Source organism: Aquimarina acroporae, assembly GCF_023195925.1.
Taxonomy (GTDB): domain Bacteria; phylum Bacteroidota; class Bacteroidia; order Flavobacteriales; family Flavobacteriaceae; genus Aquimarina; species Aquimarina acroporae.
The window spans coordinates 459,382-476,762 of sequence record NZ_JALPRE010000007.1 but is presented as its reverse complement, the minus strand read 5'-3'; the positions used below and the strand labels follow the sequence as shown (position 1 = coordinate 476,762).

The 17,381-nt window shown below is 35.6% G+C and carries 14 protein-coding genes; all 14 read left to right on the top strand.

Translation table 11 applies throughout. The features are described from left to right. Positions 1–238 precede the first annotated feature (238 nt). The 14 genes from M0D21_RS13305 to M0D21_RS13240 all read left to right on the top strand — a co-directional run bounded on the left by M0D21_RS13305 (position 239) and on the right by M0D21_RS13240 (position 17,367). On the top strand, positions 239–646 hold the full coding sequence (locus M0D21_RS13305) for a prepilin-type N-terminal cleavage/methylation domain-containing protein (RefSeq protein ID WP_248330281.1): 408 nt from the start codon (positions 239–241) through the stop codon (positions 644–646). Beyond that, entirely contained in the window at positions 606–1,130 is a 525-nt protein-coding gene (locus M0D21_RS13300) for a hypothetical protein (RefSeq protein WP_248330279.1), read from the top strand. The genes M0D21_RS13305 and M0D21_RS13300 overlap by 41 nt, the downstream gene beginning before the upstream one ends. Then, positions 1,130–2,542 carry a GspE/PulE family protein gene (locus tag M0D21_RS13295; RefSeq protein ID WP_248330277.1) on the top strand — a complete coding sequence of 471 codons (1,413 nt, stop codon included), beginning with the start codon at positions 1,130–1,132 and terminating at the stop codon, positions 2,540–2,542. The genes M0D21_RS13300 and M0D21_RS13295 overlap by 1 nt, the downstream gene beginning before the upstream one ends. Before the next feature lie 33 nt (positions 2,543–2,575). Next, positions 2,576–4,780, top strand: a complete 2,205-nt coding sequence (locus M0D21_RS13290; protein WP_248330275.1) for a type II secretion system protein GspD — start codon at positions 2,576–2,578, stop codon at positions 4,778–4,780. After that, entirely contained in the window at positions 4,780–5,988 is a 1,209-nt protein-coding gene (locus tag M0D21_RS13285; RefSeq protein WP_248330273.1) for a hypothetical protein, read from the top strand. The genes M0D21_RS13290 and M0D21_RS13285 overlap by 1 nt, the downstream gene beginning before the upstream one ends. Continuing rightward, complete coding sequence (locus M0D21_RS13280; protein ID WP_248330271.1) at positions 5,972–6,490, top strand: hypothetical protein; 519 nt, start codon at positions 5,972–5,974, stop codon at positions 6,488–6,490. The genes M0D21_RS13285 and M0D21_RS13280 overlap by 17 nt, the downstream gene beginning before the upstream one ends. Before the next feature lie 10 nt (positions 6,491–6,500). Beyond that, entirely contained in the window at positions 6,501–7,247 is a 747-nt protein-coding gene (locus M0D21_RS13275) for a hypothetical protein (protein WP_248330269.1), read from the top strand. A 260-nt stretch (positions 7,248–7,507) separates the two neighbouring features. Then, the gene (locus M0D21_RS13270; RefSeq protein WP_248330267.1) at positions 7,508–8,437 is read left to right on the top strand and encodes a hypothetical protein; all 930 of its coding nucleotides are present in this window, start codon (positions 7,508–7,510) and stop codon (positions 8,435–8,437) included. Positions 8,438–8,443: 6 nt separating this feature from the next. Next, positions 8,444–8,914 carry a hypothetical protein gene (locus tag M0D21_RS13265; protein ID WP_248330265.1) on the top strand — a complete coding sequence of 157 codons (471 nt, stop codon included), beginning with the start codon at positions 8,444–8,446 and terminating at the stop codon, positions 8,912–8,914. A gap of 29 nt (positions 8,915–8,943) precedes the next feature. Then, complete coding sequence (locus tag M0D21_RS13260; RefSeq protein ID WP_248330263.1) at positions 8,944–10,179, top strand: hypothetical protein; 1,236 nt, start codon at positions 8,944–8,946, stop codon at positions 10,177–10,179. Then, entirely contained in the window at positions 10,167–10,475 is a 309-nt protein-coding gene (locus M0D21_RS13255; RefSeq protein WP_248330261.1) for a hypothetical protein, read from the top strand. Before M0D21_RS13260 ends, M0D21_RS13255 begins: the two co-directional genes overlap by 13 nt. A 3-nt stretch (positions 10,476–10,478) precedes the next feature. Next, positions 10,479–10,940 carry a PulJ/GspJ family protein gene (locus M0D21_RS13250; RefSeq protein WP_248330259.1) on the top strand — a complete coding sequence of 154 codons (462 nt, stop codon included), beginning with the start codon at positions 10,479–10,481 and terminating at the stop codon, positions 10,938–10,940. Between the two features lie 2 nt (positions 10,941–10,942). Further along, complete coding sequence (locus M0D21_RS13245) at positions 10,943–12,073, top strand: type II secretion system F family protein (protein WP_248330257.1); 1,131 nt, start codon at positions 10,943–10,945, stop codon at positions 12,071–12,073. A gap of 452 nt (positions 12,074–12,525) precedes the next feature. Beyond that, complete coding sequence (locus tag M0D21_RS13240) at positions 12,526–17,367, top strand: PKD domain-containing protein (protein ID WP_248330255.1); 4,842 nt, start codon at positions 12,526–12,528, stop codon at positions 17,365–17,367. Positions 17,368–17,381: the final 14 nt, after the last annotated feature.

Sequence of the window (17,381 nt, the reverse complement as noted above, 5' to 3'; positions counted from 1 at the left end):
TACTGATAGTAGAACAATTTGAATTATGATATTTGTTACTTATTAGTTCGATGCTTTAAAAAATAAGTAAGGAAAATATAGATTTCTGTATGCGAAAAGAATTATCACATTATAGTTTTGTTCCGGATTTCGACCAAGTTTAAAATCTATAAAATTTAACAATTATTGATGTTTCAGTTTCAAAAAATGAAACTGGTATTAATTAGTATTGCACGGTCTTTCATAAACAAAACTATTTATGCGTTTGAAAATATATAAGCTCAAAGCTTTTAATCTTCAGGAAATGCTATTGGTACTGGCTATCATAGGGATTTTACTGTTAATTGCATTGCCTAATTTCTTACCTCTTATTGCTCAAACAAAGGCGCAAGAGGCAAAAATACAGTTGAAGACTATAAGCAATATGCAAACACAGTATAGATTTTTAAATTCTAAATATTCTTTAGACTTTACCGAAATTAATTATGAGGCACCGGTTACAGTAAAAGGTGGTGGTGTTGCAAACTACAGCTATGAAATTATAGAAGCTTCTATCTCTAATTTTAAGGCGAGAGCTACTGCAGTTGTCGATTTTGATGGTGACGGGGTATTTAATGTTTGGGAAATTGACGAAAAAGGAAGCCCAAAACAGATCGTACAAGATTAATATGCTTTTGGTAAAAGGACTTATAGTTTTGAATTTGGGATATATAACATATCAAGACCTTAGAAGCAGAGAAGTGTATTGGTTTTTGCTGCCTGCACTTATCTTTCTATTAGGGTATTTGCATTTTACCAATGTATTAAGACTTCATTTTTTTAATGCAATAGCAATAAATGTAAGTTTAGTAGGGTTGATCCTCGGGATATTATACCTATATGCTTGGCTCATTATTAAGAGGCCGTTTTTTAAAGAAGTATTTGGATTTGCTGATGGTCTGTATTTTTTGGCATTAGCTGTAGCTTTCCCATCGGTAACTTTTGTGATCATCTTTGTGTTTTCTTTGATCTTTTCATTATTGGTTTGGTTACTGATGAAACATAAAAGTCATCATGAGGGTACACCTTTGGCAGGGTATATGGCCGCTTTTTTACTTCTGATATTTATTGCAAACTGGATGTCGAATACAATAAACTTATATCTAATATAATGAGTGCAGATACTTTTGAAATACCAGTTCAGTTAAAACAGTTAATTACCTCTAACCAGGCATTTCATTATAGAATTATACCGGTTGAAAAAGAAGATAATACTGTTCATTTTAAAACGGATACTCTTGATCAGGAAAGTTTGCAAAAAGAACTTTCTATTATATTAAACCAAGATATCGTATTGGTTTCTGAGACATCAGACAATATACAATCTTATCTTACTCTCAATTATCGAAAATCAAGTACTTCTAATGAAAAACTTCATTACGAAGACAATTTTTTGCAAAAACTCATTACTACAGCAAAAGATTTTGGTAGTAGTGATATTCATATGGAGTCTTATGAGAAGTTTTGCAGGGTACGTTTTAGGTTAGATGGAAAGCTAAAGGAGATGTATACGATTACCAAGAAAGAATTCCCCCAGTTGGTAAATCAAATCAAAATTCAATCAGGCTTAGATATTTCTCAAAAACGTTTGGCTCAGGATGGTCGAATTACATTTAAAAGTGGAGGAGAAGAATTTGATATTCGTGTATCTACAATGCCAACACTGTATGGTGAAAAAATTGTATTGAGACTTTTAAATCGGGATACACAACAGGTGCAGCTTGATGATCTGGGGTTTACAGAACAGGAACTAGAATTATATCGTGAAGCCATTAAAAAGCCACAAGGTATTATTTTGATTTCTGGTCCTACGGGTTCGGGAAAAACCACCACCTTATATGCAACACTAAAAGAGCTAAATAAAGAGGTTTCTAATATTTTAACCATAGAAGATCCTATAGAATATACCCTAGAAGGAGTAAATCAAGTGCAGTTGCGAGAAGATATCGAGTTCGATTTTCCTGCAGCGTTAAGAGCTTTTTTGCGACAGGACCCAGATGTAATCATGGTTGGTGAGATACGAGATGACAAAACTGCGAATATGGCAATTAAAGCGGCGCTAACAGGCCACTTGGTATTATCTACAATACATACTAATTCTGCCTGGGCAACCATATCAAGACTTATTGATATGAAAGTGCCTTCATTTTTGTTGGCTAGTACATTAACCATGAGTATCGCTCAACGATTGGTGCGTAAACTTTGTCATCATTGTAAAAAGGAAAAAAAATCGGAAATCAAAGACTTTCCTTTAGGTTTTGAGATTCCTGAAGAATTAAACAAGCACTATGTAGCAAAAGGATGCAATCACTGCTATCAAACTGGATATTTAGGACGAAAAGCAATCTATGAAATATTACCGATCACGAAAGAATTAGAAACAACTATACGGCATAATGAATTGCAAATAGATGACTATATCACCCAAAATAATATTAAAACATTAAAAACAAACGCAATACGACTGGTCGTTGAGGGGCTTACTTCGGTAGAAGAAGTCTATGCACTTTTGGCTACCCATTAAGGTCTGGGGCCTGTAAAATAATATAATAATTAGATGAAAAAATATATAATAATACTTGGTTTCTTTTTTGGTTTTGCATGGGTATCCCTCGCCCAGGGTTCCTTGCAAGACATGGCCAATGAAAAAAACAGGATTGCTACAATCGAAAATAAGCTGCAGTTGTTAAGTGTAGATGTTCCTGCATTAACTCAAAAGGTAAATATCAACCTATCCAATACTAGTTTACTTAATTTTTTGAGAGCGGTAGCCCAAGTTCACAAAATTAATATTAATGTTTCCGAAGAGTTGAATAGTATTACAATTATAAATGGATTTAACAATGTTAGTGTTCAGGAATTATTACTTTTTTTAACGAAGGAATATAAATTAGATATCGATTTTATTGGAAATATTTTATCAATACGAAAATATGTTCCTCCAGTTCAGACCCCGGTTGAAAAAGAAATGATAGCATCTTACGATGTGAGCAGGGAGACGTTATCTACAGATTTTAGCAATGATCCGTTGCCAAAAGTATTTAGAAAAATTACCGAGATCTCGGGAAAGAACTTATTGTTTTCTCCAAGTTTGAATAACAAAATGGTTACTCTTTTTATTAGCGATGTTCCTGTTGATATCGCTTTAAGAAAATTGGCAGAAGCGAATAATCTCGATTTTAATAAAACGAGAGATGGGTTTTATGAGTTCGATAGTTTAGAAGGGGGTGATACTTCAGGTGGCACCGGGAGGCCATTTAGAAACCGCAGAAACTTTTACTACAAAGTAGTAGATTCTATCAATAAAGTAATTTCAGTAGATCTCAAAAATACACCTATTTCAGATGTGGTATATAATATTACCGAGGATTTGGATCTAGATGTCTTTACAGCTTCTCCTTTAGAAAATGCTGGTTCTGTTACTGTAAAGGCAGAAGCTATAAGTTTCGACGATTTATTAATTAAGATTTTTGAGAGTAAAAGTTCTTCGACTGCTTCCAATAATAGTTCAAATTTGAGTACGCCCAATAATACTACTTCTCAAAATTTTCAAACTGGCACTTCAAATAATTCTGGAAATTTCACCTTTAAAAAAGAAGGAAATATCTATTATTTTGGAACGGAAGATCAGCTTTCTATTAAAAAAATTGAATTGGTGCAGATGATGCATAGATCTATAGCTATGTTAGGAGATGCCAATCCATCTACTTCTTACGGAAATAGCTTCAATAATAACAATTTTGTTACAGGAGGAACTAGTTATTTTGGTAGTAACCAAAATAACGGTTTAAACCAAGGAGGGCTCAATTCAAGAAATCGAATTAATTCAGGAAATAATTTCTCAAGAACAGGTTCCTCACAAAGTAATGAAGCAGGATCTATTTCAGATATATTTCCACTTAGTGTTACTCAGGGTTTAGATATTAAGATAGATACAGAACTTAATAGTTTTGTTGTTAGTGGTTCGGGGGCAAAGGTCGAAAAATTCAAAAACTTCGTAAAATATGTGGATAAGCCAGTTCCTCTTATTCTTATCGAAGTTATGATTTTGGAAGTCAATCGATCTGCTACCGTAGAAACAGGAGTAGAGTTTGGGTTAGGTAAAGAACCTGTAAACGATGAAGGAGTAGCTTTTCCAAATGCCAATATAACCCTAGGTGCACAAACCATTAATCGAATTATTGGTGGTTTTGATGGTTTTGGATCTTTAAACCTTGGGAATGTGGTTCCTAACTTTTACATGGATATCAAGGCAATGGAGACCAACGGTAATGTAAAGATTCTTTCTACACCTAAGTTAAGTACATTAAATGGCCATAAAGCCTATTTGTCTAGTGGACAAACTACCTATTATGCAGTTACTAGTCAGAATATTTTCGGGTCTCAGAATCCACAAACCTCTGAGATCGTAAATTATCAGCCTATAGATGCTGAACTAGCATTAGAGTTTAAGCCTTTTGTTTCTGGAGATGGGCAAATAACACTCGATATCCAGGTAATTCAATCTAATTTTAGTGGCGAACGTATTGCTGAAAATGCACCACCAGATATCAATAGTAGAAGGTTTTCGTCTATCATGCGCATGCAGGCGAATGATGTAGCAATATTAGGAGGCATTGAACAAAAAGTGAAAAACGATTCTGGTTCGGGAGTGCCTTTACTATCTCGTATTCCGATCATAAAATGGTTGTTCAGTAAAAGAGTAAGAGAAGATTCAAAACGAAGACTTAATGTAATTATAAAACCTACTGTATTTTATTAATGGGTACAAAGTTCTCTTCATATAACCCTATGGGTAAAACCTATGTCACACTCGAACATTCTGGGAATGATAACGAGCAGATCATCTTAGGCCTTCAAATCCAGTTGAAAAAAGAAGAACTCGATATCTCTCATACTTTTACGGTGCATCAAATTCAGGATGTGGCAGATGAAGTGAAAACTATTCCAAGAGTTGGTATTGCTATTACTAATGGTAGTTTACTTACCAAAGAAGTAGATACAATTGGTGCAGATCATGAGGTTTTATCAAAAGCGTATCCAAATTTAAATCTCGATGATTTTTACTATGAGATTCTCAAAACAGATGCTAAATCCTTTATAGCTATTTGCCGAAAGTCTAAGGTAGATGAAATCATAAATGCATATAGAAAGGAAAAAATTATAATTACCGAAGTGGCTTTAGGGAATCTTAAAGCAGCTAGCTTAACCTCTTTTATTGATACTGATGAATTGTTAACGCATACTTCGAGTATTACATTGCACAATACTCAAGTGACTGCAATTAATCGGAGCACCGAATTATCTAAGCATTATGAAATACAAGGTTTAGGTGTAGGGAGTTCGCATGTACTTCCATTAGCAATGACATTAGATTCTTTTTCTCACCAAGCTAAAATTAGTGGAAATGTAGCAGATCTCAATCAGCATCTACGGGAGCAATACAAAGAGGTTACTTTTTTTAAAAAAGCATTGCAATATGGTGTCGGGTTTTTATTGATTACACTTCTTATTAATTTCTTTGTGTTTAATTCGAAGTATAAGAAGTGGCAAGGGTTACAAGAAGAGATTCAAGTATACACCAGTCAAAATGAAAGTATCAAAAGACAACAAACCATTGTTGCGGGTAAAGAAGCTATCGTCAATAGTATTTTAACTACTGGGTTTTCTAAAAGCTCCTTATATGCAGATAGAATTATTGCCTTGCAGCCAACCACAATATTGCTTTCTTCTTTTGTATATCAGCCTTTGGCAAAAACTATTCGCAATGATAAACCCATTCAAATTAAAAACCATGTGATATCTGTTACGGGAAATTCTATCGATAAAAAAGATTTTACTTCGTGGTTAAATGCTATCGAAAATTTAGATTTTGTAACCAGAGTTACCATTGCTAGTTATGGCGTAGATAAAAAAAATACGTCAAGTTTTGAACTTATAATACAATTAGCCCATGACACAAAGAAATAAAAATATTATTCTGATCATAGGGTTGTTATTGGTGTTCCTTTTCGCCTATCGTTTTGGATTTGCCAAAACTTTTGCGGTGAGCAATGAAGTTACCAAACTTGAGCAACAGAAGGAGGCGTATCAATCTGCTCCGGTACAGTTAGCTGCTTTGGCAAATAAAGAAAAACAACTAAACGAAATTCTCCAGAAAAACAATGTTGAAGGGAGTTCTTTGCAGAACAATATTTTAAGAACCCTGAATACATTGTCTAGCGATTCTGGGTTTACTTTGGTAGGCTTTGAAGAACCACATGTTTTTACCGATGAAGGAAGTGAAAAAACTACAACAACCTATAATTTTACAATACAAGGTGACTACCAATCACTAATTAATGTGGTGTATGCACTTGAACAAAAATATAGTTTTGGGAATGTCATACAAATGAGTTTTGAAAAGAAAAAAAACTTTAGAACTAGGAAAACGTATTTACAGTGTAACATTTTGTTGCAACGTTTGAATTAAAAAAACAACTATGAAAAACATGTATATATATAGAAAACATTTTATGTTGATATTCATCAGCTTTACATTGGTATGCTGTAAGAGTATTAATGTAAAGAATTCTAAAATGCAAACGGCAGTTACTCCTCCCATTGCATTAGGGGTAATAGGTGTTCAAAATACTGATATTCTTTCATCCGATTTTAAGGAAACTGCATTGCCAACCTATAATAATGCTATTCGCGTAGGAGTCACTTCAACCGATTTTAATGAAAGTACCTATAAAGCCTATCTAAAAGTATCTCAAAATAATAAGCAGCATGTAAAATATGTCGATTCAGTGAAAGCAAAACCAGGCTTTTTAAAATTAGAAATCCTTGACCAAATCACGTTGCTTTCTGAAATGAAAAATGAAGAAAATGATCATGTCATACAATATCTCAAAAACCAAAAAAATGCTGGTGTAGTAACAGCGGTTTCGCTGGCATTACCACAACAAATAATACGGGAAATTCTAATAGCTGAAGCTGTTTTTTTAGAAAATCAAAAATATAAACAGTATCAAATTGCTTTGGTGAGAGGTGGTAAAACCTATAAAACAATCGATTTTGCTGCTACCTCCATTTTTGGGTATCAACAATCTTATTTTTGCTGGAAAATAAATGGGAAAAGAAAAGTAGTGCTATCAGGTATTGTAGACAAAACAGGAACTTGTGGGAATGATGCTTATCGAGACGCCAGTAAGGCTCAGGAAAAAATGGATTATTTTAAGTTGTAATAAAAAGAAAACCAAAAAAATAGTGTAAGGAATTGAACAAAGAGCTCAATGAAGAGAAGAAATAAAGATCACTGAGTGTTGCGTAATTCTAGCTTACAATTAAAAAATAATAGTATCGATATATGAATCGAACATCAAGAAATTTAAAAATTATTTCACCAACGAGAATGTTTTAAAATTCTTAATAGGAGAACGAAGTGGTAACATACGTTCTCAATTTTATCATTAATTTATTTAGACAATTACTAAAATTTAAACGTGTGAAAAAATATATGTTATATTGTCTTTCTTTAACTCTGGTTTTTATAGGGTGTGAGGAAGCGTTCATAGAAGAAGATTTAACCGAGGCAGTTATCTCTATTATTGCACCTCTTGATGGGAGTCAGATCGATGAAACTTCGATAAATTTTAGTTGGGAAGGTGTGGATCAGGCTACTTCATATCGTTTACAAATTGCTAGACCCGACTTTGAAAATGCGGCCCAGATTGTAGAGGATACCACAGTATCATCAACAAGTTTTAGAACCACCTTAACTAAGAATTCTTATGAATGGAGGGTTAGAGCACAGAACTCGGGATCTTCTACGGCTTATGCTTCAGCCAAGTTATCGGTAATAGAACCGGTTGATTTTGCTTCCAGAGAGGTATTGTTAACGTCGCCTGCAAATGATTTGATTACTAGTGAACCTACTGTGACTTTAGAATGGCAAGTGGTTCCCAATGCAAATACCTATAGATTACAAATTTTAAATAGTAGTGATGAGGTAGTACAGGAAGAAACAACAAATACAACCACTTTTGAAATTACTTTTCCCGAAGGAGGTAGTAAATGGCAGGTACGGGCAGAAAATGCAACTCAAAACACCTTATATACTATGAGGACACTCACTGTGGATACTATGAAACCGAATACGCCTTCGGCAGTTACACCTGCAAATGAAGCTACTTTAACCGATACGACTGTTTCTTTTAGTTGGACCCGGGAAGCAATAGAAGGTACTGCAGAGTTTGATAGTGTTTATGTCTATGAAGACGAGGTACTTACCCGGCTGGTAACCAAAGATAGAGTTACTTCGCCTTCAGAAATTACTTTAGAAGCCAGTAAAACATATTATTGGTTTTTAAAAGCATTTGATGCCGCAAATAATGAAAGTGATGCAAGTACCACGCAAAGTTTTGACATAAATTAAACATCGATGTTAAAAGGTAAAAAAGCATTATATGTATTGTTACCACTTGTATTAGGTATATGGGGGGCGATTATCTATCAGGTAACCGACGCCTTTTCTGATGATGATCCTGTACTTGTGAATACCTCTGCGGTCACATTTTCTAAAATAGAAGGAAAAGAAAGAGAGGTGTTTACCATTTCTGCTGCAGAAAGAGATCCTTTTTTAGGTACGATGTATATCCCTAAAAAAGAACTGGTACAACCAAAAGTTACTAGACCAAAACCACCAGAAATAAATTGGCCAACTATTCGATATAAAGGTTTGGTGACAGGTGGACAAGGAGCTACGGCTATTTATTTGATCGAGATTAATGGTGTCGACCAGTTAATGAAGAGAAATGATGAAGTTTCAGAAGTAAGATTGACCAAAGGAACCAATTCATGGGTGCAACTAAGATATAAAGGAAAAACGAAGCGATTTGATATTTTGAATTGAAACCTTTTACCAAAATAAAAGCACAGGCTATGCAATTTGCATTGCTAATTTCGGTAATTGTTGCCTTAATTTTGAGCGCATTTTTGTTACTCACACATGTACAGTCTTTTTTCAATATAAAATCTAATGAATTACTGGAGGCAAGTACTTTGTCTAATCAGCAAATTCTTGAACCGTTTCAAAAGATTGTAGTCACAAAAGATACGGTGCGGCAAGAAAAAGAAGGAAGAATAAAGAAGTTGCATGCTACCTTTCATGGAGCCTGGATGAAAGTGTTTTCTGAAATCACTATTCATAACAGAGCAATTTCAAAAACGGCTTTGGTGGGATCATTAGGAGATAATGTCTCACCGAATCTATATCTGGTAGACACAAATTCTCCTTTAGTGGTGGTTGGTAACACACGAATAGAAGGAAATAGTTATGTGCCAAAACAAGGAATGAAAGCAGGAAATATTTCTGGGAATTATTATCAAGGATCCAGTTTGTATTATGGTAGGGTGTTGGAAAGTAAGAAAACACTCCCGCCTCTGTCTCCAGATTGGATATCGTACCTTGAATCTCTAGGAAGAGGGATATTGGTTGATGAGTCTAATAGTATTGTTGCATCAAAGGATATTAAAAATAGCTTTTATGATCACTATCAGATCATTTACGATCCTGCCACGATCATTTTGGGTGATGAAAAAATAGCGGGAAATGTAATAGTGCAATCAGGTTCCAGAATTATTGTCGAAAATGCTTCTCAATTGCAAAATGTAATGCTCGTTGCTCCAGAGGTGACAATAAAAGACAATGTAAAAGGTAGTATGCAAATCGTTGCCAGTAAAAAAATAAGTATTGGAAAAAACTGCTATCTGTCATATCCATCATCTATAGTGTTATATGATCAAACAAAACCAGCTAATGCTGCAGCAGGGAATCTCCAGAATAATGTTGTTGATTTTGTAATCGGTAACAATACCAAGATAGAGGGGGGAGTTGTGTTTTTAGAAAAATATCCTGAACAGCAAAACCGAATACAAACACACCTTAAAATGGCATCGGGATCAGAAGTGATTGGCGAGGTATATTGCCAAGGGAATATGGACTTTCAGGGAATAATACGAGGTTCTGTATATGCAAAACGTTTTGTTGCCAATCAATCTGGCTCTATATATCTTAACCATATTTATAATGGTAAAGTGTTAACGAATCCCATACCTAATTATGCAGGTTTGCTTTTTCAGGATTCAGAAAATACAGTGGCACAATGGTTATATTAAAAAAAATAAAAGGAGCCACACTTATCGAAACGCTAACAGCGTCGGTATTGATTATTATTGTATTTATGATCGCTAGTTTGAGTTTCAACAATATTTTTAATACCCATGTAAAACGAGATCAGAAAGCGATTGAAAATCGTGTCAAAGAGCTAGAATACAGGGTTATTCACCAAAAGATAGTGTTGCCCTATAGTGAAGATTTTGCAGGATGGGATGTTTTTATAACTGCACAGAAAGAAGGGGCACGCATAACGTATAGTAAAGACGAAAAAGAACACCAAAAAATAGTATACTAGCACATGAGATTAAATACAAAAATAAAAGCATTTACACTTACCGAAGTTATGGTGGTTATTGTTCTTTCGGCAATAGTCGCGGGCCTTGCATTTTCTATTTTGGGAATAGTACAAAAAAATATGCAAGGCATAGCGGGTAATTACGAATACAGATCACAATTGCAATCTCTTGAAGTGGCACTTACTATAGATATCAATAAACACACAACGGCGCAATGGAGCGAAGTAGACAACCAGCTTATTTTGTCATCGCCTATAGCAGAAAAAAAGTATACGTTTTCTACAGATAGTATATTTTCTGGAGATGATAAGTTTTTAGTCACTACAAAAACAAAGGCCTTTTATTTTGAAGGTAATGAGGTGCAAACAGGGCAAATTGATGCCGTAAAATTAACCTTCGATAAAACAACAGAATTACATCGCATTTTTGTGTTTAAGCACAACGATCCTACGATACATTTTTAAGTATGGGTATTAAAATTGCAAATACAAACAAGCCAAAGAAGAAAAATAATTCTTTTGATGTTTCTGAAATTCTAACTCGGGAAATATCCTTGTTTGGATACGCATTTAGCGCAAAGAAAAAAGAACAATGGTATGCAGAGCTTAGTGTATTACTGAAATCGGGGATCGATCTTAAAAACGGATTAGAACTATTAGCAGAAACTCAGAAAAAGGAAAAAGATCAAAAATTGATGAATTTCATGGTAGATGATCTGGTAGATGGAAGTTCGTTTTCAGAAATAATACACCACAACAATAATTTTAGTGATTATGAATATTATGCCATTAAAATTGGAGAACAAACAGGGCAACTTCCACAAATCACCTTAGAGTTGAGTGAATTTTATAAAAGGAAAAATGACCTTAAACGTGAAATTATTTCGGCGCTTACCTATCCTATCATTGTATTATGTACCGCTTTAATCGTGATTTTCTTCATGTTGAGGTATGTGGTGCCTATGTTTGTAGATATTTTTAAACAAAACAAAGTTGATCTCCCAGATATTACAGAGGCGATCATTAACTTCTCGAATTTTGTAAGTGATCATGGACTTTTCATCCTTTTGGGGATTGGTTTGGGAATAACAACATTGGTATTCGTTTCCAAAAAATTATGGTATCGAAAAATTTGGGGTAAAATTCAGTTGCGATTACCCATTTTAGGAAATTATTTCCGAAGAATCTACATGGCCCAGTTTACGCAGGCACTTTCACTCTTAACTTCTGCCAAAATACCCATGGTAGACAGTATCGACCTGGTAAAGAATATGATTAATTTTTATCCTTTGCAAGAAGGATTGCATAAAACAAATGAGGCAGTAATTGCAGGAGATAAATTGAGTACTTCGTTTGCTAGAAGTAAGATTTTTGATAAAAAAATGATTGCTATGATTCGTGTTGCCGAAGAAACCAACCAAACCGAATTTATTTTTCAAAAACTGAACGAGCAATATAACCAACAAGTAAAATACCAGTCGCAACTTATTTCAAATGTCCTTAACCCGGCACTTACCATTTTTGTAGGCCTTATCGTGGGCGTTATCCTTATCGCGATGTATCTACCAATGTTTAGATTGAGCAGTGTTATTGGGTGATTTTATAGATGTTTTTAGTGTTGTTTGATCATTTCTTAGGTGCAATTATGCGTGCTCTCGGATAGACTTCTAATGTGAAATCAAGATTTTCCAAAACCATTTAAAAATAGTGTTTGTAAGTACAGATTTCTGTATGCATAACACCTTTTCAACCTATAGTTTTGCTTCGATTTTTTTTGGCATCACACAGCAACAAAATTTTAACATTTGGGAATGTTTGAGTTTCATTTTTTGAAACTGGCATACCTTAATATTGCATCGAGTTAGTCAAGCTCGTTTTTATAAAATAGTTGTGTTTAGGTTGTGAATCGAAGGGGTTAAGTTTTTATAGGAGTAGGCACAAAAAGAGAAGAATTCTCTTCTTACCCCTTAAGATTCACAAGCACAAATGCCAAATGAGGTTGGATTACAAAAAAAGGAAAAATCACAAATAATCAATTAAAGACAGTTTTATGAGAAAACAATTGTTTTTTGTTTTGGTATGTTTAGTTGGCTATGGGTATAGCCAGGAGGTACCAGATTTGGCACCACCCACACCAGAGGTGGCAGCCATGGGAAAATATTTAGATGTACCTATGAGTTTAAACACGGGTACCCCAAACATTTCTGTTCCACTTACCAGTATTTCTGAAGGAGGGTTAAACGCCTCGGTAAGTTTGAGCTACCATGCTTCAGGAATACGAGTAAGCGAAATGGCTTCGCGAGTGGGCCTGGGTTGGGCCTTAAATGCAGGAGGGATGATCTCCCGACAGGTACGAGGTATTGCCGATGATCATCAAGAAGGATTCATCAATACTAGTAATACTATCGATCACTATTTTGCTCAAAATGCTAATAATAGAAGTACTCTTTTTGATTTAGCAATGCAACGACAGCAAGACTATGAATCCGATATGTATCATATTAATGTAGCAGGTCTGGCTGGTAAGTTCTTTTTTAATCAGGATGGCACCATTGTGGTGCACCAAAAAAGTGATTTAAAAATTGTTGCCCTTCGTGATGGGATTACCATTTCAGGGTGGCAGGTCACCACCCCGATGGGTATACAATATATTTTTGGAGTAGTACCAGGTACCAATCAAAAGGTACATGAAATTAAAGAAACCCGGTTTCATACATCTACTACGAATCTGCCAGATGGATATATAAATACTACAGGCTGGTATTTGACACAAATTTCAGATTATAATGGCAATCATATCAATTTCAACTATTCTCAAGGTGCAACCGCAGTTAATTATTGGAACATTACCGGGCAGAGTAAAAATTTGTTGGGCAATGGTTCTGGTTGTAGTTTAAATAATGTTGAGCCTATTTCCATGAGTGAAGATATTTACAAGCCTATTTATTTAAACTCAATTACCACTACTGGGGGGAGTATTGTATTAGAATACAACCATAACCGAACCGATCTTCAGCATGATAAGGCACTTACCGCTGTAAAGTTGTTAGATTATAACAATGCCCTTATTGATCGTTATGAGTTGGATCATGGTTATTTTGTAGCTCCTAATGGCTTAGAGCGATTGCTAGAAGATGGTACAGCCAATCAACGTACACATAGACTATATCTAAAAAGTGTGACACAGCAAAAAGGGAGTAAATCTAACAAAGTACATCGTTTTACCTATAACCAAACACATCAATTACCAGAACGTTTTTCGTTTTCACAAGATTTTTGGGGGTATTATAATGGTGCTAATAATTCTAAGTTATATCCCAAGATCGTATATGTACCATATACAACTCCTATACAAGTAAATGGAGCCAATAGAACTGTTAGTGAAGCGCATACCAAAGCATTATTGTTAGAGGAGATCACCTACCCTACAGGAGGTAAAACCAAATTTATATTTGAATCGAATACCTTATCGGGAAATCAAGACTTTTTTGTTGGAACCAAGATGAAGGATGAGTTAATTCCTGGAGGGCAACTACAAAATGAACCAGAGGCTCCGGGTACAACTTTTGAGACAACTTTTACACTTAATGAACTGACAGATGTTTATTATAAGGTTGATGTAGAAGTTTCTTGTACAGGTACGGATCTTGACTGTCCTAAAATAGAGTTGTATAAAGGAAGTACTTTGGTTACTCCATGGGAAACTAAGGATTATTCAGGCATTCAACGTTTAAGTGCTGGTACCTATACCATCAAAATAGAAAATGGTCCTTTTCAAGGAAGGAATTACGTTGATATTATGACCACCAGAAAAGTAGCTTTTAATACAAATACTGCCAATGAAGCCATTGTTGGAGGATTGCGAGTAAAAGAAATCCAGTACTTGGATCAAGATAATTCTATGATTAATAGCAAAAAATATGATTATCAGCAATTTGATAATGCGTTGGTATCTAGTGGAAGAGCATTAAATCCACCTATTTTTATCTCTAAAAAAATCCCTTTTACCAATTGCAGTCAGGATGTTTTACGATCAAATGCAATCTTTCCATTAAATGGACAAGGAGGCTCACATGTAAATTACCTTAATGTTACCGAATATAATATAGGAGAAGAAAACGGAAAGACAGAATATACGTATAGCTATGCCTCTGATGGAGCGATTAGCGCATCCAATGAGTTTGATGGTATCGGTCAATTGATGATTCCTGCAACCGATTATTCCCATCGTAGAGGCCAATTGGTAGAACAAAAGCATTATGCCTATGAAACATCATCAGGTAGTTTCACCCTAATTGAAAAAACCAAGAATAATTTTATACCAGCCAATGACCTTAGAACCGAAAGCTTAATGATGGGTAAGGTTGGAGATTTGAATGAAGCCCAGCGTTATGACAATATAAGTGAACGCTACTTACCATCAAGTACCGAAAAAACCACATATTATCCATCGGGGAATGTAAAAACAACTAGTCAATATACCTATGATACAGGATATAATGGTAGAACCATGCCTACCCAAACTACAACAACCAATAGTTTGGGAGAGACGGTGATTACCAAAACATTTTATCCTGGAGATATTACCTCTACAACTTCTTTAGGGAAAGCGCTTTCTACAGAAGCTTATACTGCTATTGGGAATCTAAAAACCGCCCATCGTATTGGAGAAGTAATCGAACAGGAGAGCTGGGTTGATGGCCAGCAAATGAACACCCAACGTACCAATTATAAAATTTGGAATGGTGTGGCGCTACCTGGCGATATACAAACTGCAAAAGCCGGAGCCAATCTCGATAATCGAGTAGAGTATCTAGCCTACGACAGTAAAGGAAACCCACTAGAAGTAAAACAGGCAAAAGGCACATCAATAATTTATATCTGGGGGTATAATAACAATTACCCAATTGCCAAAATTAGCAATGCCAGTTATACCGGTATGCCTACAGCGGTAACCAACATTATCAATAGTCTAAAAGCAGCTTCAAATAACGAAAACACCGCTGCCGAAGAGCAAACCATGCGAGATTTGGCCGATGACTTACGAGCGCAAAGTTATTTTGAAAATGCTCAGATTACCTCGTACACCTTCGATCCACTAGTGGGAGTTACCTCGATGACCGATCCAAGAGGGTATACGACATTCTATACCTACGATGAATTTAATCGATTAGCCTATGCTTTAGATGATGATGCGCATGTTGTACAACAAAATAGATACAACTATGAGGGGCAACAAGCAGGAAGCGGTGGTATTACCGATGTTACTATAACTAACCCAGGTGATACTGCAGTGGTTCCTGGGCAAGCAGTGACCTTTACTGCCAACGCGACAGGAGGTAATGCAGGTCAGATATTATATTCATGGAAGGTAAATGGTGCCACAGAACAGTGTGCTACAAGTACAACGTTTACCAAAACCTTTAATAGTGAAGATTCATATACTATCTCTTTATTAGCTCATGATACGCAAGCCAAACTTAGCGCAAGTAGTTCAAAAACGATTACGGCGACATATCCGGCATTGCAAACTCCATCAATTAGCGGTGCTGCCAATACCTATATTGTAAAAGGAGCATCGGTAAGCTATACCGCTTCAGGAATAGGAGGCGGGTCTGGAAACCTAAGCTATGAATGGTATGTAAATAATGTAAAACAGAGTACAACCAGCAGTACGTTTAGCGCAAATACTAGTGCTACAGGAACGTATACGATCTATTTTAAAATTGTTGATACTACTACGGGAGCTACAAGAAGTACTGCAAACAGGGTGTTACGTATCTATAACCCTTTAAGTACACCTGCTATAAGTGCTTCCAAAAGTCATATTGTAAAAGGAACTAGCGTAAGTTTTAGTGCCTCTGGTATTGGTGGAGGATCTGGAAACAGAAGATATGAATGGTATGTCAATAACGTAAAGCAAAGTGCTACAGGAACTACCTTCTCATACAATTTCCCTTCGGCGACCACATATTCTGTAAGGTTTAAAGTAGTCGATACTACCATTCCATCACATGCCGTATGGAGTAATACCCGAACAGTACGCTCTTATAATACGTTGAATACACCAAATGTATCCCCAAGTTTAGGTAGCGATTTCCTAAAAGGATCACAGATTACTTTTAATACTTCTGGAATATCTGGAGGATCGGGTAGCCGTAGATATGAGTGGTATATCAACAATACAAAACAATCATATACCGGGACCAGGTTTGTAAAAACCTTCTCTAGTGCGGGTACCTATACTATCAAATTTAGAGTGATCGATAATAACATTTCAGGATTGGTTCGTGAGCGTAGTGTAACGGTATATTCTCGTAACCCATTGAGCACTCCATCGATTAGTGCTTCCAAAAGTTATATTGTAAAAGGTACTAGTGTGAGTTTTAGTGCCTCGGGTATTGGTGGAGGATCAGGTAGCCGTCGATACGAATGGTATATTAACAATGTAAAGCAGAGCGGTACGGGGACCAGTTTCTCCTACAATTTCCCTTCTGCGGGTACCTATACTGTCAAATTTAGAGTAATCGACAATAATATACAGCCTACACATACAAAATGGAGTTCAAATACACGTACTGTATATTCTTATAACCCATTATCGATAAGTACCACTCCGGCCAATGCAGTGATTACCGACACCGAACCAAGTGTAACCTTTAGTTTAAATAGAAGTGGAGGATCGGGAAGTTTTACGCAAAGATGGACCATACGCAGAATCTCCAGCCCTGCCACACAATATAGTGGTGGTTCGGGAACCAGTTTGACCTTTGCCGAAAATGTAAGTGGAGAGTATGAAATAGATGTCGAGGTGACCGATACCAGAACCGGGCAAAAGAAAACTAAAACTTCTGCAATAATTGTCATCAAAGGATTTGGTGGTGGATTTTAATCTTACAATACAAA

Excerpts from the sequence above, each read along its gene's own strand:
- M0D21_RS13260 (WP_248330263.1), top strand. The coding sequence starts at position 8,944 with ATGCAATTTGCATTGCTAATTTCGGTAATTGTTGCCTTAATTTTGAGC.
- M0D21_RS13240 (WP_248330255.1), top strand. The coding sequence starts at position 12,526 with ATGAGAAAACAATTGTTTTTTGTTTTGGTATGTTTAGTTGGCTATGGG.
- M0D21_RS13265 (WP_248330265.1), top strand. The coding sequence starts at position 8,444 with ATGTTAAAAGGTAAAAAAGCATTATATGTATTGTTACCACTTGTATTA.
- M0D21_RS13255 (WP_248330261.1), top strand. The coding sequence starts at position 10,167 with ATGGTTATATTAAAAAAAATAAAAGGAGCCACACTTATCGAAACGCTA.
- M0D21_RS13250 (WP_248330259.1), top strand. The coding sequence starts at position 10,479 with ATGAGATTAAATACAAAAATAAAAGCATTTACACTTACCGAAGTTATG.
- M0D21_RS13295 (WP_248330277.1), top strand. The coding sequence starts at position 1,130 with ATGAGTGCAGATACTTTTGAAATACCAGTTCAGTTAAAACAGTTAATT.
- M0D21_RS13280 (WP_248330271.1), top strand. The coding sequence starts at position 5,972 with ATGACACAAAGAAATAAAAATATTATTCTGATCATAGGGTTGTTATTG.
- M0D21_RS13245 (WP_248330257.1), top strand. The coding sequence starts at position 10,943 with ATGGGTATTAAAATTGCAAATACAAACAAGCCAAAGAAGAAAAATAAT.
- M0D21_RS13305 (WP_248330281.1), top strand. The coding sequence starts at position 239 with ATGCGTTTGAAAATATATAAGCTCAAAGCTTTTAATCTTCAGGAAATG.
- M0D21_RS13285 (WP_248330273.1), top strand. The coding sequence starts at position 4,780 with ATGGGTACAAAGTTCTCTTCATATAACCCTATGGGTAAAACCTATGTC.
- M0D21_RS13290 (WP_248330275.1), top strand. The coding sequence starts at position 2,576 with ATGAAAAAATATATAATAATACTTGGTTTCTTTTTTGGTTTTGCATGG.
- M0D21_RS13275 (WP_248330269.1), top strand. The coding sequence starts at position 6,501 with ATGAAAAACATGTATATATATAGAAAACATTTTATGTTGATATTCATC.